The sequence below is a fragment of the Pseudomonas sp. Pseusp18 genome, assembly GCF_059506005.1.
Genome location: NZ_CP169240.1, coordinates 1,085,062 through 1,112,048 on the forward strand (window position 1 = coordinate 1,085,062; position 26,987 = coordinate 1,112,048).

At 57.8% G+C, this 26,987-nt stretch carries 19 protein-coding genes; 11 read left to right on the top strand and 8 right to left on the bottom strand.

Annotated elements, in window-relative coordinates; translation table 11 throughout:
- Positions 1-165: 165 nt before the first annotated feature.
- The 3 genes from glyA to ACEN9A_RS04740 are packed head-to-tail and all read right to left on the bottom strand — an operon-like array spanning position 166 to position 2,751.
- Positions 166-1,404 (bottom strand): serine hydroxymethyltransferase, encoded by a 1,239-nt coding sequence (glyA, locus tag ACEN9A_RS04730; RefSeq protein ID WP_258672470.1) that lies wholly within the window; start codon positions 1,402-1,404, stop codon positions 166-168.
- 13 nt (positions 1,405-1,417) lie between these two features.
- Positions 1,418-1,549 (bottom strand): hypothetical protein, encoded by a 132-nt coding sequence (locus tag ACEN9A_RS04735; RefSeq protein WP_258672471.1) that lies wholly within the window; start codon positions 1,547-1,549, stop codon positions 1,418-1,420.
- A complete protein-coding gene (locus ACEN9A_RS04740; RefSeq protein ID WP_258672473.1) occupies positions 1,546-2,751 on the bottom strand; it encodes a benzoate/H(+) symporter BenE family transporter in 1,206 nt (401 codons plus the stop codon). Before ACEN9A_RS04740 ends, ACEN9A_RS04735 begins: the two co-directional genes overlap by 4 nt.
- A gap of 348 nt (positions 2,752-3,099) precedes the next feature.
- On the opposite strand from ACEN9A_RS04740, the gene ACEN9A_RS04745 reads away from it, so the two are divergent.
- The 3 genes from ACEN9A_RS04745 (at position 3,100) to ACEN9A_RS04755 (ending at position 5,527) form a co-directional block, all read left to right on the top strand.
- Positions 3,100-4,488, top strand: coding sequence for an aminotransferase-like domain-containing protein (locus ACEN9A_RS04745; RefSeq protein WP_258672475.1), 1,389 nt, complete (start codon positions 3,100-3,102; stop codon positions 4,486-4,488).
- A 161-nt stretch (positions 4,489-4,649) separates the two neighbouring features.
- The gene (locus ACEN9A_RS04750) at positions 4,650-4,880 is read left to right on the top strand and encodes a VF530 family protein (protein ID WP_007941719.1); all 231 of its coding nucleotides are present in this window, start codon (positions 4,650-4,652) and stop codon (positions 4,878-4,880) included.
- A gap of 2 nt (positions 4,881-4,882) precedes the next feature.
- Positions 4,883-5,527 carry a Pr6Pr family membrane protein gene (locus ACEN9A_RS04755; protein WP_258672476.1) on the top strand — a complete coding sequence of 215 codons (645 nt, stop codon included), beginning with the start codon at positions 4,883-4,885 and terminating at the stop codon, positions 5,525-5,527.
- Between the two features lie 165 nt (positions 5,528-5,692).
- On the opposite strand, the gene ACEN9A_RS04760 is transcribed toward ACEN9A_RS04755, so the two are convergent.
- The gene (locus tag ACEN9A_RS04760) at positions 5,693-6,484 is read right to left on the bottom strand and encodes a siderophore-interacting protein (protein ID WP_258672477.1); all 792 of its coding nucleotides are present in this window, start codon (positions 6,482-6,484) and stop codon (positions 5,693-5,695) included.
- A complete protein-coding gene (locus ACEN9A_RS04765; RefSeq protein WP_019651322.1) occupies positions 6,481-7,062 on the bottom strand; it encodes a PadR family transcriptional regulator in 582 nt (193 codons plus the stop codon). Before ACEN9A_RS04765 ends, ACEN9A_RS04760 begins: the two co-directional genes overlap by 4 nt.
- 509 nt (positions 7,063-7,571) lie before the next feature.
- On the opposite strand from ACEN9A_RS04765, the gene ACEN9A_RS04770 reads away from it, so the two are divergent.
- From ACEN9A_RS04770 to ACEN9A_RS04800, 7 genes are all read left to right on the top strand, one after another.
- Entirely contained in the window at positions 7,572-8,057 is a 486-nt protein-coding gene (locus ACEN9A_RS04770) for a CS1 type fimbrial major subunit (protein WP_019651323.1), read from the top strand.
- Positions 8,058-8,166: 109 nt separating this feature from the next.
- On the top strand, positions 8,167-10,689 hold the full coding sequence (locus ACEN9A_RS04775) for a TcfC E-set like domain-containing protein (RefSeq protein WP_258672478.1): 2,523 nt from the start codon (positions 8,167-8,169) through the stop codon (positions 10,687-10,689).
- A gap of 34 nt (positions 10,690-10,723) precedes the next feature.
- The gene (locus ACEN9A_RS04780) at positions 10,724-11,980 is read left to right on the top strand and encodes a hypothetical protein (RefSeq protein ID WP_413387222.1); all 1,257 of its coding nucleotides are present in this window, start codon (positions 10,724-10,726) and stop codon (positions 11,978-11,980) included.
- A gap of 43 nt (positions 11,981-12,023) precedes the next feature.
- Positions 12,024-12,764 (top strand): molecular chaperone, encoded by a 741-nt coding sequence (locus tag ACEN9A_RS04785; protein ID WP_258672479.1) that lies wholly within the window; start codon positions 12,024-12,026, stop codon positions 12,762-12,764.
- 15 nt (positions 12,765-12,779) lie between these two features.
- Positions 12,780-13,280, top strand: coding sequence for a fimbrial protein (locus ACEN9A_RS04790; RefSeq protein WP_258672480.1), 501 nt, complete (start codon positions 12,780-12,782; stop codon positions 13,278-13,280).
- 24 nt (positions 13,281-13,304) lie between these two features.
- Entirely contained in the window at positions 13,305-14,555 is a 1,251-nt protein-coding gene (locus tag ACEN9A_RS04795) for a hypothetical protein (RefSeq protein WP_258672481.1), read from the top strand.
- Positions 14,556-14,588: 33 nt separating this feature from the next.
- A complete protein-coding gene (locus tag ACEN9A_RS04800; RefSeq protein ID WP_258672483.1) occupies positions 14,589-15,818 on the top strand; it encodes a hypothetical protein in 1,230 nt (409 codons plus the stop codon).
- 48 nt (positions 15,819-15,866) lie between these two features.
- Here the strand turns inward: ACEN9A_RS04800 and ACEN9A_RS04805 are convergent, their stop codons facing one another.
- From ACEN9A_RS04805 to ACEN9A_RS04815, 3 genes are all read right to left on the bottom strand, one after another.
- The gene (locus tag ACEN9A_RS04805) at positions 15,867-20,684 is read right to left on the bottom strand and encodes an NEL-type E3 ubiquitin ligase domain-containing protein (RefSeq protein ID WP_408981107.1); all 4,818 of its coding nucleotides are present in this window, start codon (positions 20,682-20,684) and stop codon (positions 15,867-15,869) included.
- Positions 20,685-21,078: 394 nt separating this feature from the next.
- Positions 21,079-24,189: a transglycosylase domain-containing protein gene (locus tag ACEN9A_RS04810; RefSeq protein WP_258672485.1), complete on the bottom strand. Its 3,111-nt coding sequence runs from the start codon at positions 24,187-24,189 to the stop codon at positions 21,079-21,081.
- Positions 24,190-24,490: 301 nt separating this feature from the next.
- A complete protein-coding gene (locus tag ACEN9A_RS04815; RefSeq protein ID WP_258672486.1) occupies positions 24,491-24,949 on the bottom strand; it encodes an REP-associated tyrosine transposase in 459 nt (152 codons plus the stop codon).
- Positions 24,950-25,563: 614 nt separating this feature from the next.
- Here ACEN9A_RS04815 and ACEN9A_RS04820 point away from each other — a divergent pair.
- Positions 25,564-26,985 carry an amino acid permease gene (locus tag ACEN9A_RS04820; RefSeq protein ID WP_019581581.1) on the top strand — a complete coding sequence of 474 codons (1,422 nt, stop codon included), beginning with the start codon at positions 25,564-25,566 and terminating at the stop codon, positions 26,983-26,985.
- Positions 26,986-26,987: the final 2 nt, after the last annotated feature.

Here is a 26,987-nt window from a genome sequence, read left to right on the forward strand (position 1 = left end):
CAGGACGGGCGTAAGGATAATGTTCTGTAACACATTGAGAAAGGGCTTTTACTGACATGGATCCTTTCGGATTTGGTAACAGTCGGCTGCGACCGGTCGCCGCAGTGCCGGATGGTGCCAAAAAAAGGCGGACTGAAGCGTCCGCCTTCTTATGTTTCAGTGCTGTTAATTCAACAGATAGACCGGGAAACATTCACACAAATGCATCACCCGTCGACGGACATTGTCCAGCAGCGCCGCATTGGTCGGTTGCTCAAGCAGGTCGGCAATCAGGTTGGCCACTTCGGCGCATTCAGCTTCGCCGAAGCCGCGCGTGGTCAGGGCGGGTGTGCCAATGCGAATGCCGCTGGTGATCGCAGGTTTTTGCGGATCGTCGGGGATCGCGTTCTTGTTCAAGGTGATGTGGGCGCTCTCGAGTAACGCCTCGGCATCTTTTCCGGTGATGTTCTTCGCGCGCAGATCGAGCAGGAACATGTGGCAGTCGGTGCCCCCTGACACCACCCGCAGGCCGCGTCGAGTAAGGATATTCGCCATGGTCCTGGCGTTGTCGATGACGCGTTGCTGATAGTGCTTGAACTCATCACCGAGGGCTTCGTTGAGCGCTACGGCCTTGGCGGCGATGACGTGCATCAGAGGTCCACCCTGATAGACCGGGAATATCGTCTTGTCGAGCAACGCCGCATGTTCGCGTTTGGCCAGGATCAGACCGCCCCGTGGGCCGCGCAGCGTTTTATGAGTGGTCGAGGTGACGAAGTCGGCAATGCCGACCGGCGAGGGGTACAGGCCGGCGGCGATGAGTCCGGCGTAGTGCGCCATGTCGACCATCAGGTACGCCCCGATTTCATCGCAGATGTTGCGAAAACGCTGGAAGTCGATGGTTCTGGAATACGCCGAGGCACCGGCAATGATCATTTTCGGTCGGTGTTCCCGGGCCAGGGCTTCCATCTCGGCGTAGTCGAGGGTTTCGCTGTGTTTTTCCAGGCCGTAAGAATAGGCGGTGTAGAACTTGCCGGAGAAGTTTACCGAGGCGCCATGGGTCAAGTGGCCGCCATCGGCCAGGGACATTCCCAGAATCGTGTCGCCAGGGTTGAGCACCGCGAGAAACACGGCCTGGTTGGCCTGGGAGCCGGAGTGCGGCTGGACGTTGGCATATTCGCTGCCAAACAGTTTGCAGGCACGTTCGATGGCGAGGCTTTCAATCTCGTCGACCACTTTGCAGCCACCGTAATAGCGCTTGCCTGGGTAGCCTTCGGCGTACTTGTTGGTCAGCACCGAACCTTGGGCTTCCAGCACTTCTTCGCTGACGTAGTTTTCCGAGGCGATCAACTCCAGGTGGGTTTCCTGGCGGTTGCGTTCGCGGCTGATCAGGCGAGCGAGGGTGGGGTCTAGATTCTGCAGGCTCATGGAGGGCATTCCTTTAAATAAGTGCTTCAGCCAAGGGGGCTGGCGCGTGACGCGGCAACACCCGTGACTGGCTTTTGCTGGTATCGGAAAGAAAAATGGACGTGTCTTTCAGACCGCTGCCCGTGAAGTCGTCACGCGCAGTCATGGTCGGCTGCCCTCGGCGACGGTGCCGGCTTTGCTTTCCCGGGTGTAGGTCAGTACGAAATGTGCCACGAGCCCGAAGATCAGCCCCCAGAATGCAGCGGCCAGCCCCAGGAAGCTCATGCCCGAGGCGGTGACCAGGAAGGTGATCAGCGCGGCTTCACGTTGTTTCTCTTCAGCCATGGCGCCGGTCAGCCCGGCGCTGATCGCCCCGAACAGGGCCAGGCCGGCGAGGGAGGCGATCAGCTCTTTGGGCAAGGCAGAAAACACCGAAGCGAGGGTCGCGCCGAAGATGCCCATCAGAATGTAGAACACCCCGCAGGCGATCCCGGCGATGTAGCGCTTGTCGCGATCTTCATGGGCTTCGCGGCCGGTGCAGATAGCGGCGGTGATGGCCGCCAGGTTTAAGCCATGGGAGCCGAATGGCGCCATCAAAATCGAGCCGATGGCCGTGACCGAAATGATCGAGCGCGCAGGCGTGTTATAGCCCGAGGTGCGCAACACCGCCATGCCCGGCACGTACTGCCCGGTCAGGGTGACGAGGGCCAGCGGCAGGCCGATATTGATGATCGCGTGCCAGCTCCACTGCGGGGCGATGAAGATCGGGTGAGCGAGATCAATGGTGATCGAACCGGTGTTGAGTGCACCGAACGAGGCGGCCACGGCGCAGCCGACAATCAATACCGACAGGATGGCGTAGCGCGGTGAAAAGCGTTTGAAGATCAGGTACGCCGCGATCATTGACAGCACCAGGCTCGGCTGCAGCTTGATCGAGGTGAAGAGTTCGGCGCCGAAACGAAACAGGATGCCGGCGAGCATGGCGGCGGCGATGGCTTTGGGCAGGCGATTCATCAGTTTGTCGAACGCACCGGACAAGCCGACCACCGCGATAATCACCGAAGCGACCACATAGGCGCCGATGGCCTCGGGCAGGGAAACCGTGGGCAGCATCGACACCAGCAACGCCGCACCCGGTGTCGACCATGCCGTAATCACCGGAATCCGCAAACGCCAGCTCAATAACAGACCGGTAATGCCGCTGCCAATGGAAATAGCCCAGATCCAGGACGACACTTGATCGTTGGGCAGGTGCGCTTCCCGGGCCGCCTGAAACACGATGATCAGCGGGCCGGCATAGGAAATGATCACGGCGATGAAGCCTGCAATGATCGCTGACAGGGATAGATCCTTTCTGAGTGTGTCCATGATGTCTCGACTTGGCGTGGCGGGCACGCGGTGATTCAGAATTGAGATTGAGTCGATTGCTTTGATTCGAGATGAGTGTATTTGAATGAATTGAGTTGATTCAATGGGTGGATGGGTTGTTACGTGATGCTTTTTGGTTATCAAGGTGTATTTGTCAGATTTTTTTTAAATAACTAATTGATTTATAAGCATATTTATTGGTTTTAAAATATTTTACGTGAAAGATGCTTTTCGATTAATTCGCCGAATCAATCGACTCAATTTATTGATTGAGTCCATTTATTAGTTGCCTGACCACCCTGTGATATGCTCGGATATTCATCATTTCTACGATGGTAGCGGTCATTCATGTGGGTTCCTCAGCTAAGCGAATTCAACCAGCCGATGTATTTGTCGATTGCCGATGCGTTGGCGCGCGATATCAGCAACGGCGTGTTGAACGAAGGTGATCGTCTGCCGACCTTGCGGGAGCTGGCCACCACGCTGAATGTCACGCCCGGTACCATCAGCCGTGCCTATAGCGAAGCCCATCGGCGGCGTCTGGTGCAGGGGGAAGTAGGGCGCGGCACTTATGTGCTCAACCAGAAGCAGTTGGAATTGCCGGCCAGCAACAGTGCCGCCTCGCTGAATCTTGGGCAGTCTGAGTTACTGGACCTTTCGATCATCAAGCCTTACAGCGAAACCCTGGAATACTGGTTGCGCGGAGCCTTGGTGGGCATGGCCAAAAGCACGGATTTTGCCGATGCCCTCGATTACGCACCCGATGGCGGTCATCCGGCTCATCGCGAGGCGGGCGCGCAATGGCTGCGCCATTCGTTGCCCGATGCACAATGGCAGCAAGTGGTGATCACCGCCGGCGCCCAGCATGGTTTGATGGTCGCGATGAGTGCGTTGACCAACGCCGGTGATCTGGTGCTCTGCGAGGAGCTCTGCTACCCCGGCATCATTTCCCTTGCCCATGGACTGGAACGACGCCTGCGTGGCGTGCCAATGGACGATGAAGGGATCATTCCCGAAGCGCTGCGCGAACTGTGCCAGCGTGAGAAACCGGCGATGCTGGTCTGTGTGGCGACCTGTCAGAATCCGACGGCGGCGATCATGTCGCAAAAACGTCGGGCACAAATCGCGGCATTGGCCGAGGAGTTCGACTTCATCATCCTGGACGATGACATTTACGGTTTTCTGGCCACCGACCCGTCGATCAAACCGCTGTCGGCGTTTGCCCCGGATCGTTCGGTGTACCTGACCAGCCTGTCGAAGTCGGTCATGCCGGCCTTGCGGATTGGCTATCTCTATAGCCCGCCGAAACTGCTGTCGCGCCTGACCTCCATGGTGCGCAGCAGCGTCTGGATGCCGTCGCCATTGACCGCTCAGTTGGCCAGCAATGTGATCACCGAGGGGCTGGATAAAAAGCTGATCCGTATTCAGCGCAACGAAGCCGCCGGACGGCAGGCGATCGCTCAGGAAATCTTCGCCAATTTCGAGCTCAAGACCCAGCCGTATGCCTACCACGTCTGGTTAACGTTGCCCGAGCCCTGGACCAGCGACGAATTCACCATGCTGGCCCGTGCCAACGGCGTGCTGGTTCTCAGTGGCACCCAGTTCCAGGCCGAACGTAGCGGCATTACGCGCTGCGTGCGACTGGTGTTGATGTCGCCCACCAGCCAGGACGAATTGCGGTTTGCCCTGACCAAGCTGGCCAGTCTGATCGATTCGGACCCGCGTCGTTATTACTGAGCCCAGGCGCTATCCCCTGACGTTTGTCCCTCGGATGATGGCCAACTCGCCTACAGTTAATTCAGCCTCTGACGAATGCCTTCGGCCGGAGCCCTTCCACCGGACGAAAGCCTCCGCTAAGGTGCGCGGCTTCTCATCCTTTCATCGCTCAAAGGCCCGGCATGACCGAACAGAACACCAACCCCCTGCACGGCGTGACGCTGGAGCAAATCCTCAACGCCCTGGTTGAGCACTACGAATGGTCAGGGCTGGCCGAGCGTATCGATATCCGCTGCTTCAAGAGCGACCCGAGCATCAAGTCGAGCCTGACCTTTTTGCGCAAAACCCCGTGGGCGCGGGAGAAGGTCGAACGCCTGTACGTGAAGCTGATGCGCACCAAGCGCCCGGTCTGAGCATGGTCATACCCTCGACCGCGAGGCGTCGTTGTGTGGCCGTGGCGGCGATTCTGGGCTGGGCGGGTTTAAGCATTCAGATGTACCTGATTCTCTATGCCCGCTGGAGTATCGCGGCCAGTCTGCTGGGCGGGCTGGTGAGTTTTTTCAGCTTTTTCACGGTGCTGACCAATACGCTGGTGGCGGTGGTGCTGACCTGCGAACTGACGTCCCGCGAGTCAGCGGCGCGGCGCTGGTTTTTGCAGCCGTGGGTCAGCAGCGCAATTGCGGTGAGCATCGCCGTGGTCGGTTTGGCGTACAGCCTGTTGTTGCGCCATTTATGGCATCCCGAAGGCTGGCAATGGCTGGCCGATGAGCTGATGCATGACGTCATGCCGTTGCTGTTCCTGGTTTATTGGTGGTTCTGTGTACCCAAGGGGACGTTGCGGCTGCGGCACATTGCGTTGTGGGTGATCTATCCGCTGGTGTACTTCGGCTATTCGCTATGGCGTGGGCATCTGCTGGCGGTTTATCCCTATCCGTTCATTGACGTCGACAAACTGGGTTATCCACAGGTGTTCGTGAATGCAGGGGGATTGTTGGCGGGGTTTGTGCTGGTTTCACTGTTGGTGATCGGGTTGGATCGGTGGCGCACGGATCGCAAGTGAACACTGACTGTGGCGAGGGAGCTTGCTCCCGCTGGGCTGCGAAGCAGCCCTGAACCTGCAACCAGGTATCCTCTGACACACCGTGTTGTCCGGTTAACGACTGCTTCGCAGCCGAACGGGAGCAAGCTCCCTCGCCACAAAAAGCATGCAGCCACAGCGTGGCGGTTATTCCTCGTCACTGCCCTCCAGCCGCCAGTAGCCAACGGCCTTCACAAACTGCTCGTCCAGCCCGTGCTCATCGAGCAATGCCCGGCGGATCTGCCGCGACACTTTGGTTTCGGTCGCCACCCACGCATACAGATTGCCAGCGGGCACTTTGATCTGTTGCACGGTGGTCAGCAGGTTGTTTCTGCCTCCTTCGCGCAGCACCCAGATCACATCGACTTGCGCGGCGCTTTCCAGGCGTTGTTGTTCGGCGCCGTTTTCCACTTCCACGATCACCAGTGCGCGCCGATTGGCGGCCAGGCCTTCGAGGCGGCGGGCGATGGCGGGCAGGGCAGTTTCGTCACCGATCAGCAGGTAGCTGTCGAAGATGTCCGGCACGATCATCGAGCCCCGTGGCCCGCCGATGTGCAGGAACTGGCCGGGTTTGGCCTGCTCGGCCCAGGTCGAGGCAGGGCCGTCGCCGTGCAGCACGAAGTCGATGTCCAGCTCCAGCGTGTTCAGGTCGTAACGCCGTGGCGTGTAGTCGCGCATCGCGGGCATCGGCCCGTTGTCCTTGCCGGCACCCAGTACCAGGGTTTCCAGCGCCGCTTGTTCCGCAGCGTCTTGCGGGAACAGCAGTTTGACGTGGTCATCCGTGCCGAGGCTGACGAAGCCCGCGAGTTCTGGACCACCGAGGGTAATCCTGCGCATGCGCGGGGTCAGGTCGACCACCCGCAACACTTGCAGGCGACGGCGTTTGATCTCGTGGCTGACACGGTGAATGGTTTGGGATGGCATGATCACATCGATCATTCGACTTTCTCCGAAACAGGTTGAACGGCGGGGCCGTCGACGATGGCTTTGGCCGTGTTGTTGAGCAGGTCGCGTACCCGCAGGATTTCTTCCGGGCTCCAGCGACCATGGTGCATTTGCAAGGCGTGACGCAGGTTGTGCACCGCTTCATGGATCTCGGCCGGGCGGTCCTGGCCGCGCAATGAGCGTTTGCTGACTTCGATGCGCATGCGCACGCCGTCCAGGGCAATCGCCTGCTCGCTTAATGACAGACGTCCGGCGTCGGTGATGCTGTAGCGTTTTTTTCCGCCCTCGGCGTCGCCCAGGATCATTTCGCTTTCTTCAAGGAAGGTCAGGGTCGGGTAGATCACACCAGGGCTGGGGCTGTAGGCACCGTCGAACATGCTTTCGATTTGGCGGATCAGGTCATAGCCGTGGCACGGCTGCTCGGCGATCAGCGCCAGCAGCAGCAATTTCAGGTCGCCAGGGGCGAATACGCGTGGGCCGCGTCCACCGCGCTCGCGGCCGGGGCCCGGGCGTTTCTCGAAGCCGTCGCGGCCGTCGCCGTGTTCGCGGTGGGGGGAATGATGGTCTCTCATTTTTTGTCTTCTCTCGTCGTGTTTAGATACAACTTAAGATATATCTTATCGAAATGACAAGCCAACAGGACCAACGGTCGTTGCCCGAGGGGGCATCGCGGCGGGGTTTCAGTGCGGCGTGGGATATGCCGTTTTGTGGCTTGCGGTTTTAGAGTGATTGATCTAATCATGCGTAACTAACAGCGAATGATTTTTAATAGTTACGCCTAAGTAGTCCTTCTCTTACAGGGAATGTATTTAATTAATCTGTGTGCTTTTTCTATTAAAACTGTTTGTAGTATGTTTCTGTCGGTTGGACGTTTTAATTATTGATTTTGCGGTTTTTTTCTACTGGGTCGCGGGCGGTTGTTACTACATGTTCTTCGGAAGTTACGTACTTACTTTTTCAGCGGATTGGCCGATCATTCTCTTCGTCGAAAGTTGAGCCAGATTGCCTCTATTCAAGACGGTAATACGGGCGACTCATGCTTTCCACGGACCAATCCTTTGAAATTGACAGGTACTTAATAATGTTCAAGAAGCTTGCAATCGCCGTTCCGATGACCCTCCTGGCCCTGAGCTCTTCGATGGCATTCGCTGCGGAAGAAGCGCGTTCGTCCATCAACATCAGCGCTAATATCCCCACCGAAGTCTTCCACGCCCAACCGGTGAATCCTGACTTCGGTAAAGATGAAAAAATGGCCTACAACGTGATAAGTGAGACCTTGAGCCCACTGCGTGCGGCTTACGATATCCGCCACACTAACGGTTCGGTCAATGCTTATGTGGAAGGTGGTCCGCAACCCCTGTTCAACGGCAACAACAACATCCCGCTGACCTACACCTTCAACGGCGTAGTCTTGGGCGGTATTTCTAAAGAAGTGGTCGGCGATACCGAATCCAACGCGGGCATGCGGGCTGATCTGGTGATTACCGCCGCCCCGCCGATTACCACTCAGACAGGTCTTTACACGGCCAATCCAGTCGTGATCTTCGATGCCGTTCCACGCATCTAAGTCAGCCATGACTTAAGGCTCGGCCTTATTCGTTAATACTTACCGGTCGATGGGTAATCACTGCCTGTCGATCGGGTTTCAACGCACTTATCTTCAGAGTATTCCGTTCATGTTCCCGATGACTCCCATCGCGACGGCGCTTGCCCTATGTTTTTGTGCAACCGCCCTGGCCGCGCCAGCGGACAACGGCCACACACCTCGGAGTTTGCTTGCGCAAGCCAAGGGTTTACCGAGCGACTTCGAAGAGCACTTCTTTGATGTACCGCTGGCGGTGCGCGTGGAACTTGATCAACAGTTTCTCGGTGAGGCGATGGTCGTGTTGACCCGCGACGATCGGATCACCTTAGTTGACTTCAATGATGTCGGCGACAGCACCATCAAAGCCAGTGAGCGCGAAACCTGGTCGAACTATCTGAAACAAGGTGTGCCGCTGGGCACGTGCAACAGCGGTTGCCCTGAGCAACTGCTGGCCGTGCACTACAGCCTCGAAAACTCGCTGGTGTCGATCCTCACGGAAAACGCCGAACGGGACGATCAGGTGCAGCAGTATTACAACCTGCCCGAAGGCGGCAGCACCGGCCTGATCGTGCGCAACCAGTTGAACCTCAATGGCGGCCAGAACCAGGACCTCGGTGGTCGTTACGGTCTGGAAGCCAGCAGCAGCCTGGGCAACTGGACCCAAGCGGTCAATATGCAGCTGTCCCGCCTGGGCGGTGTGGACAACCAGATCTATCACGCCGTGCATGAGCTTTTTACCCAGCGTGAATTACAAGGCAACTTTTTGCGCCTGGGCTATTTCACACCCACATCCGAAGGCCTGACCCGTCAGCCGCGTAATTTTGGCGCAACGCCTGACACCGCGTTGGGCGTCATGTATGGCAGCTCCGACAGCCTGGCCATCAACAATCCGAAACCGGCGGTTTATCCGATCTACGTCACGGCCAATCGACAAGGCTCGGTGGAGATTTACCGCGACGGTTTGCTGATCAACACTCAGGCCGTTCCGGCAGGGTTGCAGACCCTCGATACGCGTCCGCTGCCCGGCGGGATTTATGAAGTGGAAGTGCGCCTGATCGAAGACGGCCAAATCACCTCCAGCACGCTGGAGCTGGTCTACAAACCCAACAATTGGCGTAATCATGACGAGCGCTGGCGCTACAACCTGTTCGCCGGCCGCGAATCCAAATTGCTCAGCAACTGGGAACAGCAGGCCGATGGCGACATAGCCGCCGGTGCGGCGCTCAACTTTCTGTTGCATCCGCGAGTGATTCTCGGCCTGACGGGGCGGCAGGTGCGCGACTCTCTGCAATACGGCACATCAATCGACTGGGCGATCGTCAACAACGCCAGCCTTTTTGCCAACGTCTACAAAACTGAAGACTACGGCACCGGCCTCGATGTGCAGGGACTTTATTCCTACGGCAGCGGCAGCCTCGTCGTCAGCCATAACCGCAGCTGGCTCGACACCACGCGGCTGTACGACACCTTGCCGGACGGCACGCGCGTGCGTCAGCGCAACGTATTTATCGGCCAGACCAGCAACTCTTCCTTATCGTTGAATCATCGACTCACCGGCAGAAGTTCGGTCAATGCCCGGGTGTCCCACAGCGAGGGCAACACAGAAGGCGTCGGCCTCGATCTGGGATGGACCCAACGCACTGAGCTGTTCGGCAGCGACGCCAACTGGCGCCTGTCGCTGTTCGACCGCCCGGGCAGTTTCAGCTCGGGGAATGATCGCAATCGTGGTGTCGACCTGAGCGTGAACATCGCGCTGGGCGGTCCGGGAGAGCAATGGTCCGGCAGCATCGGCACCCGCACCGATCGCGACGGCGGGCGCGATAACAATGCCTCGCTCACCTACCGCAAAACCTTGCAGGATCACGTGCTGCAAAACGTCTCGGCCACGGCCATCACCGACACCTATGGCATCGGTTTGAACGCGATGGCGTCGATGCAATCGGACCTGGTCAACGGTGACGGGTTTATCCAGCGCTCATCGTTCAACAACGACTTGACCGGCGGTTTGAACCTGGACAGCACCGTGGCCGTCGGCGGACAAAAAATGGTCGTGACCAGCCAATACCACCGCAATGGTGCCGGCATGATCATCGACGTCGAATCGGACATCGACGGTATCGCCTTGCGCGCCGACGATTTGAGCGGTGGCAGCGCGGTGCTCAAACCCGGGCGCAATTTTGTGCCGATCACGGCTTACAAAAGCAGCTCGGTCAGTTTCGATTTTGAGGGCACCGACGTCCCCGCCGCGACCATTCAGCCATCCCGTTCCAGCTATCACCTGAACAAGGGCGGCGTGGACTATCGCCAGATCCGCGTGATGCGCACCCTCACCGTACTCGGTCGTCTGATCGATCCCCAGGGCAACCCGCTCAAGGGCCACCACATCATCAACCACGCCAGTCGCGGGGTGAGCGAGGTGGACGGGTTCTTCTCCATGGAAATGAACGCTGGGTCACCGACCCTGGAAGTGCGTCATGGCAATCAGTTGTTGTGCCAGTTCCGCCTGGACCCGAGCCAGGGGAGAACGGAAAACAATGTGCTGATGATCGGGGATTTGCGTTGCACGCCGGACACATTGGCAAACGTTGGCGATGCCGTGCGGAGCGCCGGTTGATGTGTGCTGCTCAATCTCTGGAGTCCACAAAACGATGAGTGTTTCGACTGCTATCCGATGGCGCACGGTAGGGGCATTTTTTTTAGGGGCCTGTCTGGTTGTGCCAAGCTTGCAGGCCGTCGCGGTCGTCATGGACATTGACGCAGTGTTCGAGCCCGACTCGGCGAAGCCGCAGAAAAATGAATTCATCAATCAGACGCCGTCTGAGGGTTTCTGTCGTCAGGTCCCTCAGGCCTGTGAACCCTTTGGGTTGTTCAGTCTGGTCACACCGATTCCATTCGTCGCCAACGCGCCAATTCTGGCCAACCATACGGATCCGCGCCAGGGCGGGATGGCGCGTGTTCCCTCTGAATGGCGAGAGGTGCGCGTGACTCACGAATCGGGTGATTCAAAAGTACTTTCCATCAGGATTGGAGGTATTGGTCACGAATCGCTGCTTCCCCGTCCTGTCACCGAAATAACCAATGGCGGTTGGTGGGATGAATTGTGGGAAGGCGGGCGTTGGGTTTATGCACCTGCGCCTTGTCAGGGCGTCGGCAGGGGCACTGCCAGCGGCGTGGGCTATAACAGCTTTTGGCGGGTCCCGGCAGGCGCTGGCGTGTGCAGCAAGAAGGCGCTTTTCGATATTCCGATGTCCTTCAAGTATCAGTACTTCGTTTTCGCGTATGAGCTACGTACACCTGACCCGCTGAACATGCTGGCAGGCAAATACACCGGCGCCATCAACTACACGGTCGGTCCCCATCAGGATTTCGACATGGGCGATGTGATGATTCCAGCCGACAACCAACTGACCCTCAATTTCTCTCTGGATGTGCGGCACACGCTCAAGGTCGAAATCCCCCCCGGTGGTACTCGTGTGGAGTTGGTGCCTGAGGGTGGCTGGCAGGCTTGGCTGACGCAAGGGCGCAAACCGTCACGGCTGTTCCGTAATCAGACCTTCACTGTCGCTTCGTCGAGTCGCTTCAAGATGCACCTGGAGTGCCAGTACACCCAGGACGGCGATAACTGCTCTTTACGAGAGCCAGTGTCCGGCCATGTTGTGCCGCTCAATGTTAGCGTCACCCTGCCCACGGGGCTTACCGACGCAACGGGGCGGCCAGTCCATCGGCAACCGCTGCGACGCGATGGCAGTGGTAGCGAATTGTTCGTGCCGGGTTTGTATGTCGATCGTAAGCCCGGCTCGCTGCACTTCGAAATTCCCGCCAGCGAAGTGGCAGAAATGATACGCCCCGAGCGACAACGGCAGTATTCCGGAAGTGTAACGGTGATCTGGGATTCAGACGTTTAGCAGGTCGCACTTTTCAGCATTCAATTCAACGAGGTTCAGTACGATGAAACACCTGTTGGCACTGTTTGGTTTTTATCTTTTTACCCAGATGGCTCACGCCGCGCCGAGCATCAATATCGGAACCGTTTACGACTATCTGGACGGCGACAAAAGTACCTTCTTGAAACGTGTATTCAATGGCGGCGACAGCACGGCATTCGTCAAGGTCAACATCCTTGAAATCCTCTATGAGGCCGATGGTACCTCGCGCGAAGTGCCGCTCAAGACACAGGCAGACGGCAACGCCCGGGATGGTTTGATGGCCAGTCCCGCACGGCTGATCGTGCCGGCCAACGGCATGCAGGGCACCCGGTTACTGTTCATGGGGGAGCGTGACAGGGAACGCTATTTCCGGGTGCGTTTCGTTCCGGTCGTACCGGAGAAGGAAGACGAATTCGCCGTGTCCAGCGAAGACCGCGAAGACTACAAAAAGTCCCTGTCGGCAGGGGTCACGGTGCTGGCGGGTTACGGCGCGGTGTTTTTCGTGCGGCCTAAAGAAACGCGTTTCGATAGTGCGATCGAGAACGAGTCGGGCAACTACCGGATCCGTAACAAAGGCAACACCGTGGTGGTGATCGACGAGTTCAAGGATTGCGCGGTCAAGAACGAGCAGGACTGCCAGCCGACGACCAAACATCACATTCTGGCCGGCCGCACGTTTCAGTTTGAGAAGCAGGCCGGTCGCGAGTACCGCTTCACCTTGGTCGAAGGTGAGCGCAGCAAAAAAATCGACGTGAAGGGCTGACCCCGGGTGATGACCATGTTCAAGAAACTGACAGTCATGCACCTGTGGGTGGCGGCTCTGCTGGCCAGCCCTTGGGCTTATGCCGCCAAGGAAACGCACGTGTTTGAGGTGTACGTGACGATTCCGACCCAGGCGTTCTATGTGATTCCCGCCGACCCTGGCTGGATTCATCGCGAGCAGCGCCTGCCGTGGAACCTCTCGGCGTCGACACTGGGCAGCCTGCGCAAGCATTTTGATGTGAAAAATGAAGCCGGTTCGATTGAAGCCAGGCTTGAGGGGCGGCCTTATCTGTCGAACGGTACCGATGCCCATGACATCGGCTTGCGCGTGCTGTTCAACGGCGTACTGCTGAGCGAGCTGGATAACCGCGAAGTGCTGCCAATGAGCGAAGCGGCGCTGGGTAAACGGGTGCCGTTGGAGATCGTGCCTGTACCGCCGGTTGATGGGGTTTACAAGCCCGGCAATTACTCTGGCAGCGTCAACATGATCTTCAACGCGTTGATGCCAGGTGCTTGATACCGACTTTACGAGGTTGAAGGGATGAACCGTTTCCAGGTGTTCAAACGATGTGCAGGTGCGGGTTTTTTCCTGTCGATGTGGTTGTCATCCGCCTGGGCTGAGGAGGTGTCGATTCAGGCTTCGTTCAAGCCGGATTCGGCGAATCCGCAACGCAATAATTTCAACAACGATACGCCGCCCAGCGGGTATTGCGCCACTTTCCCTCAGCAATGCATTGACAACGCAATGTTCAGCTTGCGAGTACCGATTCGGTTCGACTCCATTACACCGATTCTGGCCAATCATCCATCTGAACGTCAGGGCGCCATGTTCAAAGTCCCGGCGCAATGGCGGGACCTCACGGTTTTTCATGAGAGCACCGGTGAAAGTGAAACGCTGAAAGTCCGGATTGCCGGACTCGGTTCGAAGTATGTGACCGAAGACATCATGAAGTTGGTTGGCCCTACTGCTACTCCCCGGGATGCGCATTGGAAGTTGTGGGACGGCACATGGGTTAACGCACCGCCGCCCTGTACATACAGCGGCGTGGGGATAGTCTGGCCAAACGCCTACGGTTTTTTCTGGAAGACGCCCACGGATGGGGTGTGCTCAAGGCAGGCGAAGTTTGATATCCCGTGGCTGCAATATGAGTACCTTGACTTTGCCTATGAACTGGTCACCCCTAACCCGCTGGACATGTCCTCGGGAAAGTACTCCGGAAAACTGATCTACACCCTGGGCCCCGGGATGGACTTCGACATGGGCGACATCATGCAGCCCAGCAGTTCGACCCTGGGCTTGAACTTCGTTCTGGACGTTCAACACACGCTAAAAGTCGATGTACCGCCGGGCGGCAATCGCATTGAACTGATACCCCAGGGTGGCTGGCAATCGTGGCTGACGCAGGGGCGAAAACCGACGCGCCTGTTCCGCGACCAGACCTTCAATATCTCCGCCAGTTCGCGTTTCAAAATGCAGATGGAGTGCCAATACAGTCAGGACAGCCAAACGTGCTCATTACACGACGCGATGTCTGGCCATGCTGTACCGCTGAACGTCAGCGTCAGCCTGCCCCATGGATTGACCGACGCCGCAGGCCAATCGGTCAATCGCCGGCCATTGCGGCGCGATGGCAGCGGCACTGAACTGTTCCAGCCAGGGTTTTATGTAGATCGCAAGCCGGGCACTTTGCATTTCGAGATTCCTGCGAGTGAAGTCGCCGAGATGATCCACCCCGGTGTACAGCGGCAATACAAGGGGAGCGTGACGGTGATCTGGGATTCGGAAGTTTAGGAGCTTGAGTCTGTGATACGGAGTGTAAGAGTCTTGAATACAATAAAGAAATTTGGCGCCATTACTGGCTGGGTGTTGGCAGGGCTATTTTCGATAGCGCTCGTGAATTCCGTCAATGCAGTAACGCTGGAGATGAGCGCGGTGTTCCGTCCAGACCCGGCAAACGCCATGCGTAACGTTTTTGAGAACACCACGCCGCAAGGGGGGCATTGTAAAGATCACCCGACTTATTGCGCACCCGGAGTCTTCAGTATTGGCGTGCCGATACGATTCAAGGCATCCGCGCCTATTGAGGCTAAGCATGAACAGCGTCAGGGGCCGATGTTCCAGCTGCCGTCCTCCTGGAAGGAAGTGGCCGTCATCAATGATAGTACCGGCGATTCCGCGATCGTTAAAATGCGAATTAGCGGTATGGGGGCCGCCTACACAATCAAGGAGCCCCTGCTTAGTGGCCACTGGACAACGAGTTGGGGATGGCCAAATCCTCCCTGTGTCAGCGGTGGAGTCAGTTACGGTAGTCCGTTTTTTTACGCTTTTTTCTGGCAAGTGCCGCTCAAGGGTGGTGTTTGTTCCAAGCAGGCTCAACTGCCGATCACGGAGAACTACGGCTTTGCGTATCAAAGTTTGAGTTTTTCATACGAAATGCAAACGCCGAGCCCCCTGGAAATGATCACAGGTACATACCGGGGCGTACTGAATTATACCGTTGGGCCTCATGGCGATTTCGACATGGGCGATATCATGTTGCCCGACGACGAGTTGATCACCCTCAATTTTACGTTGAGTGTCGAGCACACATTGAAAGTCGATGTCCCGCCCGGAGGCAACCGCATCGAACTGGTGCCGCAAGGCGGCTGGCAGGCCTGGCTGTCGCAGGGGCGTAGACCCGCTCGGTTGTTTCGTGACCAGACATTCAACATTTCCTCCAGTTCACGCTTCAAAATGGAGGTCGAATGCCAACACACCCCGGATAACAAACGCTGTGGTGTGGTTGATCCTGTGTCTGGTCAAGGCGCGGAGTTGAACGTCAGTATCAGTCTTCCCCATGGCTTGACGACCGCCAGCGGACAGCCTGTCAATCGCATGCCCTTATTGCAGGGCGATGGTATCGGACCAATCGTGCCCGGTTTTTATGTGGATCGAAAACCGGGAACCCTGCATTTCGAGATTCCATCATCGAGTATGGAGTCGATGATTCGGCCTGGGCGACAACGGCAGTATTCAGGAAGCGTGACCGTCATCTGGGATTCGGAAGTCGGGTAAGCGCGGGATGTGCCCTGAAGGCGTTGTTTGCCTTCAGGGCACTGGTGACTACCCGACGCTTTGCAACGCCTGCCGGGTCAGACGCCTACCCAGTTGTTTTTCCTCGTAGCCAAGGTCATTCAGCAATCCGTCGTAGACCTCGTCGCTCATTTCTTCATCGGTGAGCACAAGGTTCTCCTGGACGTTCAGTTGCCGGGCCAGCCCCAGCAGTCGTTGTCTGAGCGCCTGTCTCTGTGCAATCACCCGTCCTTTGGAGTTCGCCCACGCGCGTTGGGCTTCGCGCAATTCCTCCACTAGCTCGGTCCTGAGCTCGTACGTGCGGGCATTACGCCTGAATTCGGCGGGATAGGTGTCGTGCAGGTATTTCTCCCAGAACGACTGTTCTAGCATGTGGTTGATCAGTCCATCGCCGTTTTCCATCGACATCACGGTGTCGAACGCCGTATCGAGGGTTTTGGCACTCACGCCAGCAATCGGCCGGTAGAGCATGCTCTGCGACTGCCAGGGTAAGTCGAGACGCTGGGCAAGGCCGGTCTCGTAAGCGAGGAACACTTCGACTTCATCAGGATCACCTTCCCGGCTGGCGAAATCGGCCCGGGCGATGTCATCCACCCGTTCGAGACGGGCGGCGCCTTTTGCCAGGGCCACTAATTTGCTTTCAAGGATCGCGGTTGATGTCGACTGGGCGTAGGCCTCGCTGACCAATACTTTGATGCCCATGTTGTTGAAGACCTGGGCGCCGGCGTCAGCGCACGTGGTCGGTGTGGTCGCCATTTCGAACAGTTCCTTGCGCAATGCCTTGTCCAGGTCGATGGCTTCGATCATTCGCCATACACGGTCACTTAGTTGTTTGCGCCGCTCACCACCGGCGAGGTAGTCGGCAGACTCGGTCTGCTTCTGGATCAAGCTAAAGAACCCTCGGGAGTGTGGTTCGGTCATCAGGTCGTGCCAGGCTTCTACCCTGAAGATGCCCACGCCTGCGGCCTTGTCGCTCCACCATCGCGAGTCGTCAGCCATGGGCCACTGATTGATCGCCCGGTCCGCAAGGGCGGAGTAAGGATGTTCAGGGCTGATGCCCACTGATCGTCGGTAGTCTTTGTAGACAATCAGGTTGGTGTCAGAAAGGTCTGTCGGAAACAGTCGCGTACGTGCCACGAGGCGCGCGTCCTCTGAACCGGGAACGACCAGGGGGATGTCGCGCAACGGGTTTTGCATCAGGTCCAGATAAAACCCGCGTGGGCGGCGCCTTGTGAACAGGCCTTCAGGCCAGGCGGTTGCGCCGGTGTTGCTCAAGCTCAGAATCTTCAGTTTCGGCATCCGTTCGACGCTCGGCAGCAGACCCAACTGCGGGTTGTCATCGAGCCTGAGCGTTTCCATATGCGTCAAATGCCGCAATCGCTCGACCGACGACCGGGTCAACCGGATCCGGTTGTTGATCAAGCGCAGTGTGCGCAGGAAATGCATGTTGCCGATGGCGACAGGTAGCTTTTCCAACCCGCAGCCTCGGGCACTCAGTTGCCGAAGATTAGGGAAGTCCTTCAACAACCCCGTGGCGCTGCTGGAAAAGCCGGTACGGTCCAGATTGAGCGTATTGACTTGGTCGAGGTAGTACTTGAGGTCAGGCAGTTCACGCCACCATAGTTCAAGATCCAGAGTGTTGAAATCTGTTGACAGGTCCAGCACATACCCACCTTCGAGTGTGAAGCTACGCTCGCCAAAGGCCGTCGACTTTCTTTGAAAGCAGGCGATGAGCCGCTCGGAAATATGCAGCCCGCCGCCATTCACGAACCCGTTACGATCCGGGCCCCAGGCTTCAGGCTGCTGATACCGCCATTTGTTGAGTTTGACTTGAAGATCGTCCAGTTCGCGGTCAAGTCGATCGAGGGTCTTGCGTGCCTGAGGTTCTTCGCCCAGCGATCGGACAAAGGTGCTGACCTCGCGCTCGTTCAAGTGCGGGTAAATGTCCTGCACCCGTTCCGACAAAGTGGCCTTTTGTATGGAAAAGCCCGGGCCACGCAACAGCAGCAGGGTGTCGGGGTCGGCGATCAGGCGAATCGGCGGTTCTGCCAGTGCGATCCGACGCTCGGCGGGGGCCTCGGTTTTGACCATCACCCATTGTCTGAACCAGGTTCCCTGGCCTGGACGATAACCCAGTTGCGTGCGTTTACTGGCCGGCAGGGCATTGAGCACCGATTCGTAAAAGTCGTCGGCTTCATGCAGTTTGTGGTTGTCGGCGTCCCACACTTCGTACCGTGCCCCGTCATCCTTGATCAATACCCGGATGACCGAAGCGTCTTCCGCACCCACGCTGCATCGTAAGGGCCCGATGTCGGAACCCTGCCGAATGTCGATACGCAAATCGCCGAACGCGTCGGTGTGAATTCTGAGTGCGTTCAGCACCAGTCGCTCCGTCTCTGGAACCCAACGGGCAGCATCGGTGAAACCTTCATAGGCGTGGTTGGCCCGGGTTTCGAAGGCCGCTTCACGGGCCTGGTTTTTCAGGTCCAGCGGCAGGCGTTGGTCCCGGGCCATGCGTTCGAGTTCAGCGCTGCCGGCCTTGTTGAGCAGTACCGTCGCCGCGCGGGTCGGCAGCTCTGGAGCCACGTCGCGTAGCTGTTGAATCTGCGGGTTGGCGCTCGCTTGTGTGGCCTGATAGCGCTGATTGAAGATATCGGGCCGGAGGCGGTCTGCCTCGTCAGCCAGTTGATTGCGCAGAGCCTGGATCCGTTCTCCCCTGGCGACGCCTGGGCCGATCAGCACTTGAAGTTCTTCTTCGCTCAGGAACTCGACGAGCTGCTTGGGCAGATCCCCCTGCATGAGTTGGGTGAGGCTGGTGCCGAGCGTGTGTTCGTCGCTCGCCTGGGCATTACCGTAAGTGCGAAACCGGCCTGTCAGGTCGGTGTTTTCGTAAACTCTCAGGGCCTTGTCCGAGGGCCAGCCTTCAAGGTAAGTCGCCAAGGGTTCGAACCAGTAAGAATCGGGATCGAGAGGCCGTCCGGAGCGAATGTCATGAATAGCCTGCTCGGTTTGCTGCTGAATACCTGCGCGTTCAAGGCCATCGGTGAGCAACGGAGGCGGGGCGGTGTTTTCGACGTACATTCGGCGTAACGCCCCCGCTTCGGTGCCGCTGGCAATACGAATTTGTTCCAGTTGCGCATCGTTGAAACCGTCGACGGAGTGACCGAGACGCCGCATCAGCCTGGGGCTGTCCCAGTCTCGCGGGTTTTCCGCTTCATGTGTCCAGGCGCCGTAGCCGTTGTGTTTCAGCTCAGGTGAATAGGCCTCACCACGATGGGGGTGTTTGACACGATAGGTGCCCGTTTTCGGGTCTTTCTGCACGGCGTACTGTTTTTCATCCAGCGGCAGAATCTTTTGACCTTCGTGGGTATGCAAACCCAATGCGTCAGGCGTGGAGTCGGCCGGTAACCCGACGTTCGGCTGCTCGTAGGGCTTGAGGTCGGGATACCACAGGCGTTGCTGGCCGTTGGGCAGTTCCACCGGCTTCATGCCTTCGATCAGTGGTGAGAGTTTGAGGCGTGCGAGCTGGCCGATCTGCGCACCGGCGGCGAAAGCGGCCAACTGAACGACGTCCGTCACGACCCCGACAATATGTTCGGCGGCTTCAATCCACAGGCCGAGCGCCAGGTCCACGGCGGATTCGACTACGTCGGTAGTGATCTGGTAAGCGGTGTACGCCATCATCAATTCACCCAGCCCCGGGACGAACGGGGTGGCGACCATCAGCGCGGCATTGAAGATGTCCGAGACAATTTTTTTGAAGTTCTCCCACCAGGCCCATCGGGCATTGCGATCGGTATCGGCGGTGGACACGGCGATGTTTCGCGCATCATTGAGGATTTTGTTCAGCTTTTGCTGATAGAGGTACTCCCACAATTCACCGTTGATCGGTGTGGCGTTGAAGTACAGGTAGGGGTTGTCGACCGGTTCTTCCCGCCAACTAGGGCGTTGGTCCAGCGGTTCCTTTTGATGCCATTTAACCTCGAACAGGCGTTGCTCCAACCCGCCGAAAAAATGCCCGCGCTCGGGTTGGTTTACGAACCGGCTGAAGTACTGACGATAGGTCATTCCGGTAGACGATAGGGTGTTGTTATCGCGTAGCTGGCGAGTCAGCTCATTCATGAACGCGGCGGTTGACGGGTACTCTTTCAGTGGATGCTCCGGGTCTTGCGGGACGTAAGCAAATATCGGTACGACATCGCGGGTTCGTTCCAGGTCCGGCGTAATCAGCACGATCCCGGTCAACGGGCTGTCCATGATGGACAATTCAGCGAAGTGCATCACCCGGCCTTTACGGGTGAGATTGCGCTGACCATCAAGCATCTTCAGGATCAAATCGCGGGCGTCGGCGTCAATGTCATTGGTCATCACGGCCTGTTGAGCAGCCGCTTTGAACGCGGTTTTCTCGTAATTGACGATGTTGAGTTTCAACATGACCTGTGCAAGGCCGTCACTGGGCAGCAACTGTTCTTCGAGGTATCGGGTGTAGCGGGCGCCGATGTCCAACTCGCGACATAAGGTCTGGAACTGTGCGATGGACATTTTGCGTTTGATCGGCTGAATGTCGAAGTGCCCGCGCGCATCGGGCTGACTGATAAAGTCCGAGCCCGATTCGCAGGTTTCGGTCAGCGCAAAGTTGTGCAGGGCGGCGTCCAGCAGTGAGACCGTACGGGTCACCACGCCGCCGGAGAGGTCAACGACATACCAAGGGCGCTCTTTGGGTAAGTAAAGATGCAAGCAGGTTGTCTTTACATCAACGTCGACACCGTACTGTTTCAACAACGCGTCGGTCAGCAGCGGCTCGGCGAACTTATAAATGTTTTGTAACTCTTCAAGAATGCGGTCCACTCTGTTCTGAGCGGACCAGAGTTTAATGTTGGATTCTTGTAACCGGGTGTGATCGATGTCTGTGGCGGTCTTTATCCATGTCCCGATTGCCGTTTGAGTGAGGGTTAGTCCCTGAACCCTTTGTAAAGAGGCGTTTTTGAAGATGGGGTGGATCCGGTTCTGGATAAAATCGTAATGGCGGCCTTTTAAATCGGCAGTTTCCGGTAATGAACCACCTAATATACTTCCTTGTATTTCAGACATGTTTTTATAAAGCCTTGAATGTTTATAGGAGTCACCAGCCTAACTCCCAAGGCTCAAAGTAAAAGTCTGAATTACTGTTCTTGAATACGTGTGGATACTTGCCGACGCATTGAGATTATCAATGCCGAAAATAATTAATTACCACCCGTGATCAGTGTCGGGCGACTTCAACAGGCAGGCATCCTGTATGACTCCCCGGTTGCAGGTAAGGCATCAGAATCGGCGCCATGCCCTTGAGCACTTGCACGGGCAACGCCGAGGTAAATTTGAAGGCTTCGGCCGAGCGCCCCGGCACGTAGGCGGTCAAGGTGCCGAAATGGCTATCGCCGATGTAGAACACGAACGTTGCAGTGCGGTTGATCGATTTCGAACTCAGAATCCGCCCTCCCGGACCGATGGCTTCGATGCGGTTGTCGCCGGTCCCGGTTTTGCCGCCCATGGCCAACGGGGTGCCGTTAGCCAGTTTGAAACTGCCTGCCACGCGTTTGGCCGTGCCGGCATCCACCACTTGCGACAAGGCCTCGCGCATGGCGGTTGCCACCTCGGAAGGCATCACGCGTTTGCCGACGACCGGATTGTTCATCAGTTGGGTTTCATAGGGCGTACCGGCCGCGAAGTGCAGGCTGTCGATACGCAGCGTCGGCAGGCGTACACCGTCGTTGAGGATGGTGCCGATCAGCTCCGCCAGCGCGGCGGGGCGGTCGCCGGAGCTGCCGATGGCGGTGGCCAGCGAGGGCACCAGGTGATCGAACGGGTAGCCGACTTTCTGCCAGCGTTGATGAATGTCGAGGAACGCCTCGATCTCCAGCATCGTGCGGATGCGGCTGTCACGGGCGCCCTTGTGTTTGCTTTTGAACAGCCAGCTGTAAACCTCCTGGCGTTCGAATTCGCTGGCTTTGACGATCTGGCTGAACTTGGCGTCGGGGTTGTTCAGCAAGTAGCCCATCAGCCACAGATCCAGCGGGTGGACCTTGGCGATGAAGCCCTGGTCCGGCAGGTCGTAGCTGCCCGGGCCGTAACTCAGGTACAGGCGTTCGAGGCGTTCGTCGGTGAGTTTTTCCGTGAGCTTGGCGCCCTTGAGGTGTGAGCGCACGAAGGTGTTGAAGCTTTCCTGGTCGGCCTGCGGGAACAGGTAGCGATGCACGGCAGCCATGCGGATCGGTGTCGGGTGCATGCTGTCGAGGAAGGTCTCGAGGCGGGTCTGGGTGTCCTTGTTCTGGTACTTCTTCCAGAACCGCAACAGGAATGCGGTGCCTTCGCGGTCGGCGAACTGGGCCAGGTATTCCTGACGCCGCGGGTCGCGGTCGTCCTTGAGCAATTCGGCGCTGCTGTTGGGGCCTGCGTAGGTGCTGTAGCGCACCAAATCACGCATCAGCCGGATGAACGGCAGGTTGATCGACTCACGAATGGCATCGCGCAGGGTCGGCATGCGGCCGTTGTCTTCCTTGCGGAAGTTAACGAACGTGTGCAACCCGCCACCGGTGAAAAACGCCTCGCCGGGGCTGGCGGAATATTTGCGATCCAGTGCGGCGCCGAGCATTTTTGGCAGGCTGCGGTCGGTGTTCTGAATCATGTAATCGACGGCCCAGCTGCTCAGGCGATCCTGTTCGGCGACTTCGGTTTTCTTCAGTTCGGCAACGGTCATGCCTGCGTAGCGATCGTGCAATTCGGAGATGATCTGCAGGTAAGTGGTGAGCACACGCATTTTGGCGGTGGAGCCCAGTTCCAGCTTGCTGCCTTCATTGATGTCGAACGGTTGGTCGGTGCTGTCGGTCTGCACCCGCACCCGCGAGCCGTCCGGGGTCAGTTCGAACAGGGTGAAGCTGTAGCGCACCTGCGTGGTGCTGGTGGGGGTGAGCAGGCGTTCGCCGATCAGGCCGATTTCCGCTGCATAGGCTGGGTCGGCCAGATGCTTGAGGTATGCGGTGGCCTGGGTTTGCAGCTCGCCTTGCAAGGTGCTGGTGGCGGAAAGGTCGAGGCGGTCGAGGTCATACAGCGGACGGTTGAGCAAACTGCCCAGGCGACTGCGCGCGACACTGATGCCTTTGTTGGTTTCGATCGGTTGGATGGTGGGCTGGGTCTGCCAGTCGCGGTAGGTCACTTGGCTGGACAGTGCCGCCGCCGCGAGCGGCGCATCGATCACCCCATTTTGTGACAGCAGGCGAATATGGCTGTCGGTCAGGCTGGCCAATTCATCGCGGCCCTTGGTCAAGTAGTGCGAAGGGCGGCGTTGAGCAATCATCAGCGACAGCATTTCACGCAGGGCCAGGCCTTTTTCCGCCAGGCTTTTCTGATCGGTGTCGGTGCTGGCCAGCCGTTCGTTGGCCTTGTTGAAGTCGGTGCCGTACCACACACGCAAACCTTCGGCCATGCCGTGCACTTCACCGTGGCCCGGTACCGCGGACAGCGGAACACTGTTGAGGTAATCGCGAATCACATTTTGCCGTACCTGAAGGGTTTCCGGCCCCGTCTGATAGGCCCGCACGCTGGCGGAAATCATTTGGCGGATTTTTTCCGCGCCCGACACGGTCAAGCCATCGGGCGAATGTCGATATTTCTCAAGCTGTGTCGCCAGTGTACTGCCGCCCGCCGATTGGCCGGGCAGGCGCAACAGCTTGGCTACCTGGGACCACGCCGCCATGCCGAACCGTGGCCAGTCCACGGCGGGGTTGGCCAGGGGCTGGTGCGGATCGAGCAGAAAGCGGTTTTCGATGAACAGCAAGCTGTTGACCACCACCGGCGGGATCGCGGCAAAGCTTGAATAGAGCTGTTGTGGATACTTGAACTGATACAGCGGGGCCGCACGGCAATCTGTGATCGACAGCCCGGCCTGGATTTTCTCGGTATAGGGAATGAAAAAGCCCTTGTCGCTGTACTTCATCAGCGCAGGCGAAAAGCGGGTTTGCGCCGCTATCACGTAATCGCGCTTGAGCAGGCGCGGCAGAAATTCATCCAGGGAGCTGTAGCCCAGACGCTGATCGAACGGACCTTCGCCAGGGTAGCGAATCGCGTCGCTGGGGCCGGGTTGCAGTTCGTATTTCAGCGAGGCGGCATATTTGCTGATTTCCCGGGCCTGGAACTTGGAGGTGCGCATTTCCTTGGCTGCGGCCAGGCCCAGGACAATCAGGATAATCAGCAGCAGCAACCAGAACGCCCCCCAGCCGTGTCGTGAGCGACGGGGTTTTTCAGGTAAAGGCGCTTCATCCACACGTTCAGTCGGAACCACAGTGTCACTCGAATCGGTTTGCCACAAAGCGCCCATAGTCGACTGATCCATTCACGCAGATTGATCGGACTTGTTTGAAGCTTAGACGGTGGTTGGCATTGGTGAAAAAATTGTGAACAACCAAATATCAGATGCGCATCATTACCTGTGGAGAAGGGCTGTTGTGGCCAGGGAGCTTGCCTGTGGCGAGGGAGCTTGCTCCCGTTGGACTGCGCAGCAGTCCCCAAAACCACCAACACCGGATTTTTTCAGACACACCGCATGTACAGGATTCACGACTGCTGCGCAGCCGAGCGGGAGCAAGCTCCCTCGCCACAGGGTTATGGTGCTGCTGGGTTCATAGCCAACAGGCATCCCATAGTGGGTAATCGCCAATTTTATTGACCAACCCTGCGCGCAATGGATTGGCAACAATGTAACGAGCGAATGGCAGGAGTCCTTCTCCATCGCGGATTGCCCGGTCGTGGTAGCCGCTTTGCCAAAAAGCCCCTTCATTGTTTGACGCTCGGTTGATGGAGAGTGTGCTGCGAGATTTGGTGGCTTGCATGAGTTGCGCCAGGGAGTGTTGTTCGAGTTGTACCAACCAATGGAAGTGATCTGGCATGACGACCCACGCTATTGAGTTGACCCATTTCTGGTCGTGGGCCCGCTTGAGTTCGGCAACTAACAGACGTCCCAACCGCCAATCAGTGAATATTCGGCGGCGTTGGTGCACAACTGCTGTGATGAGATAGGCCCGACCCTGTTCTGAACATCGTCCATGGCGTAGCAGATGTGAATTTGGTTGTGGATGCATTCCTTGCGCCCTTTTGAAGTTCCCCTTTGACCCTAGTCCCTATCTCCAAACCTGAATCTGCAACATTTGACTGAAATTTCCGAGAACCATGCAGGATCCAATTGGGAATAGCGCTTTTGTGGCGAGGGAGCTTGCTCCCGCTGGGCTGCGAAGCGGCCCCAATTCCGGACTTGTCTGATAAATACGATTCACCGGGTTTGCGACTGCTGCGCAGTCGAGCGGGAGCAAGCTCCCTCGCCACAAGGGGGAGGTCGTCTGAAAGGGTTGAGCTAGACGCATCAGCGAGGTAAATGCTGCCTAGGTAGGGGCATGACGATGCACCATTGCTGTGCAATACTCCGTGCGGTTTCAGTGGCGAAAAAACCTGCATAAGCCAGGTAATGCCACTCCGTTTTACGCGAATTACCCGTTAGTTATCGCTGAATATTGTGTTTTATATAGTTAAAACACCTGTCATTAGCTTTTTATACTGCACGCCCCGCTGATCTTGGAGGTTTTGTCCTACAAGACGTGTCTGTCCACAAGACAGGCCCGGTTTCACCAGGCACTGGCTTATCGGCCGGCGCTTCGACACTCGGTGGTCATATCCAATAACAAGACGAGGTTGCACCCCTATGCCAGTCGGCAATCACCTGCCTCACGGCGAGACCGCTCAGGGCGGCCCGCTTAAACGCGAACTCGGCGAACGGCATATTCGCCTGATGGCACTCGGTGCCTGTATCGGCGTCGGCCTGTTCCTGGGTTCGGCCAAGGCCATCGAAATGGCCGGCCCGGCCATCATGCTCTCCTACATCATCGGCGGTCTGGCGATCCTGGTGATCATGCGCGCCCTCGGCGAGATGGCCGTGCATAATCCGGTCGCCGGCTCGTTCAGCCGTTATGCCCAGGATTACCTCGGGCCTTTGGCGGGTTTTCTGACCGGCTGGAACTACTGGTTCCTGTGGCTGGTGACCTGCGTCGCGGAAATCACCGCAGTGGCGGTGTACATGGGCGTCTGGTTCCCCGACGTGCCGCGCTGGATCTGGGCACTTGCCGCGTTGGTCAGCATGGGCTCGATCAACCTGATCGCGGTGAAAGCCTTCGGTGAGTTCGAATTCTGGTTCGCCCTGATCAAGATCGTCACCATCATTGCGATGGTGGTCGGCGGTATCGGCGTGATCGCGTTCGGCTTCGGCAACGACGGCGTCGCCCTGGGGATTTCCAATCTGTGGGCCCACGGCGGCTTCATGCCCAATGGCGTGCAAGGCGTGTTGATGTCCCTGCAAATGGTGATGTTCGCCTACCTCGGCGTCGAGATGATCGGCCTGACCGCCGGTGAAGCGAAGAACCCGCAGAAGACCATACCCAATGCGATCGGCTCGGTGTTCTGGCGGATTCTGCTGTTCTACGTCGGCGCCTTGTTCGTGATTCTGTCGATCTACCCATGGAACGCCATCGGCACCCAGGGCAGCCCGTTCGTGATGACCTTCGAGCGTCTGGGCATCAAGACCGCCGCCGGCATCATCAACTTCGTGGTGATCACCGCGGCGTTGTCGTCCTGCAACGGCGGCATCTTCAGCACCGGGCGCATGCTCTACAGCCTGGCGCAAAATGGCCAGGCCCCGGCCGGTTTCGCCAAAACCTCGAACGGCGGTGTGCCCCGTCGTGCGTTGCTGTTGTCGATCGGCGCGTTGTTGCTGGGCGTGCTGCTCAACTACATGGTGCCTGAGAAGGTTTTCGTCTGGGTTACCGCGATAGCCACCTTCGGCGCGATCTGGACCTGGGTGATGATCCTGCTGGCCCAGCTCAAGTTCCGCAAAGGCCTGAGCGCCAGCGAACGTGCCGGCCTGAAATACCGCATGTGGCTGTACCCGATCAGTTCGTATCTGGCGCTGGCCTTCCTGGTGCTGGTGGTCGGCCTGATGGCGTACTTCCCGGACACCCGAGTGGCGCTGTATGTGGGCCCGGCGTTCCTGGTACTGCTGACGGTGTTGTTCTACATGTTCAAGTTGCAGCCGACCAATGTGACGCAAGGCGCGGTGCGTTCGGCTTCGTAAGT

What these genes read in the sequence shown, in the direction of transcription:
- ACEN9A_RS04760 (WP_258672477.1), bottom strand. Translation starts at nt 6,484, where the DNA reads ATGATCGATGTGATCATGCCATCCCAAACCATTCACCGTGTCAGCCAC.
- ACEN9A_RS04775 (WP_258672478.1), top strand. Translation starts at nt 8,167, where the DNA reads ATGTTCCCGATGACTCCCATCGCGACGGCGCTTGCCCTATGTTTTTGT.
- ACEN9A_RS04770 (WP_019651323.1), top strand. Translation starts at nt 7,572, where the DNA reads ATGTTCAAGAAGCTTGCAATCGCCGTTCCGATGACCCTCCTGGCCCTG.
- ACEN9A_RS04765 (WP_019651322.1), bottom strand. Translation starts at nt 7,062, where the DNA reads ATGAGAGACCATCATTCCCCCCACCGCGAACACGGCGACGGCCGCGAC.
- ACEN9A_RS04755 (WP_258672476.1), top strand. Translation starts at nt 4,883, where the DNA reads ATGGTCATACCCTCGACCGCGAGGCGTCGTTGTGTGGCCGTGGCGGCG.
- ACEN9A_RS04745 (WP_258672475.1), top strand. Translation starts at nt 3,100, where the DNA reads ATGTGGGTTCCTCAGCTAAGCGAATTCAACCAGCCGATGTATTTGTCG.
- ACEN9A_RS04735 (WP_258672471.1), bottom strand. Translation starts at nt 1,549, where the DNA reads ATGACTGCGCGTGACGACTTCACGGGCAGCGGTCTGAAAGACACGTCC.
- ACEN9A_RS04790 (WP_258672480.1), top strand. Translation starts at nt 12,780, where the DNA reads ATGTTCAAGAAACTGACAGTCATGCACCTGTGGGTGGCGGCTCTGCTG.
- ACEN9A_RS04795 (WP_258672481.1), top strand. Translation starts at nt 13,305, where the DNA reads ATGAACCGTTTCCAGGTGTTCAAACGATGTGCAGGTGCGGGTTTTTTC.
- ACEN9A_RS04820 (WP_019581581.1), top strand. Translation starts at nt 25,564, where the DNA reads ATGCCAGTCGGCAATCACCTGCCTCACGGCGAGACCGCTCAGGGCGGC.
- ACEN9A_RS04810 (WP_258672485.1), bottom strand. Translation starts at nt 24,189, where the DNA reads ATGGGCGCTTTGTGGCAAACCGATTCGAGTGACACTGTGGTTCCGACT.
- glyA (WP_258672470.1), bottom strand. Translation starts at nt 1,404, where the DNA reads ATGAGCCTGCAGAATCTAGACCCCACCCTCGCTCGCCTGATCAGCCGC.
- ACEN9A_RS04785 (WP_258672479.1), top strand. Translation starts at nt 12,024, where the DNA reads ATGAAACACCTGTTGGCACTGTTTGGTTTTTATCTTTTTACCCAGATG.
- ACEN9A_RS04815 (WP_258672486.1), bottom strand. Translation starts at nt 24,949, where the DNA reads ATGCATCCACAACCAAATTCACATCTGCTACGCCATGGACGATGTTCA.
- ACEN9A_RS04750 (WP_007941719.1), top strand. Translation starts at nt 4,650, where the DNA reads ATGACCGAACAGAACACCAACCCCCTGCACGGCGTGACGCTGGAGCAA.
- ACEN9A_RS04740 (WP_258672473.1), bottom strand. Translation starts at nt 2,751, where the DNA reads ATGGACACACTCAGAAAGGATCTATCCCTGTCAGCGATCATTGCAGGC.
- ACEN9A_RS04780 (WP_413387222.1), top strand. Translation starts at nt 10,724, where the DNA reads ATGAGTGTTTCGACTGCTATCCGATGGCGCACGGTAGGGGCATTTTTT.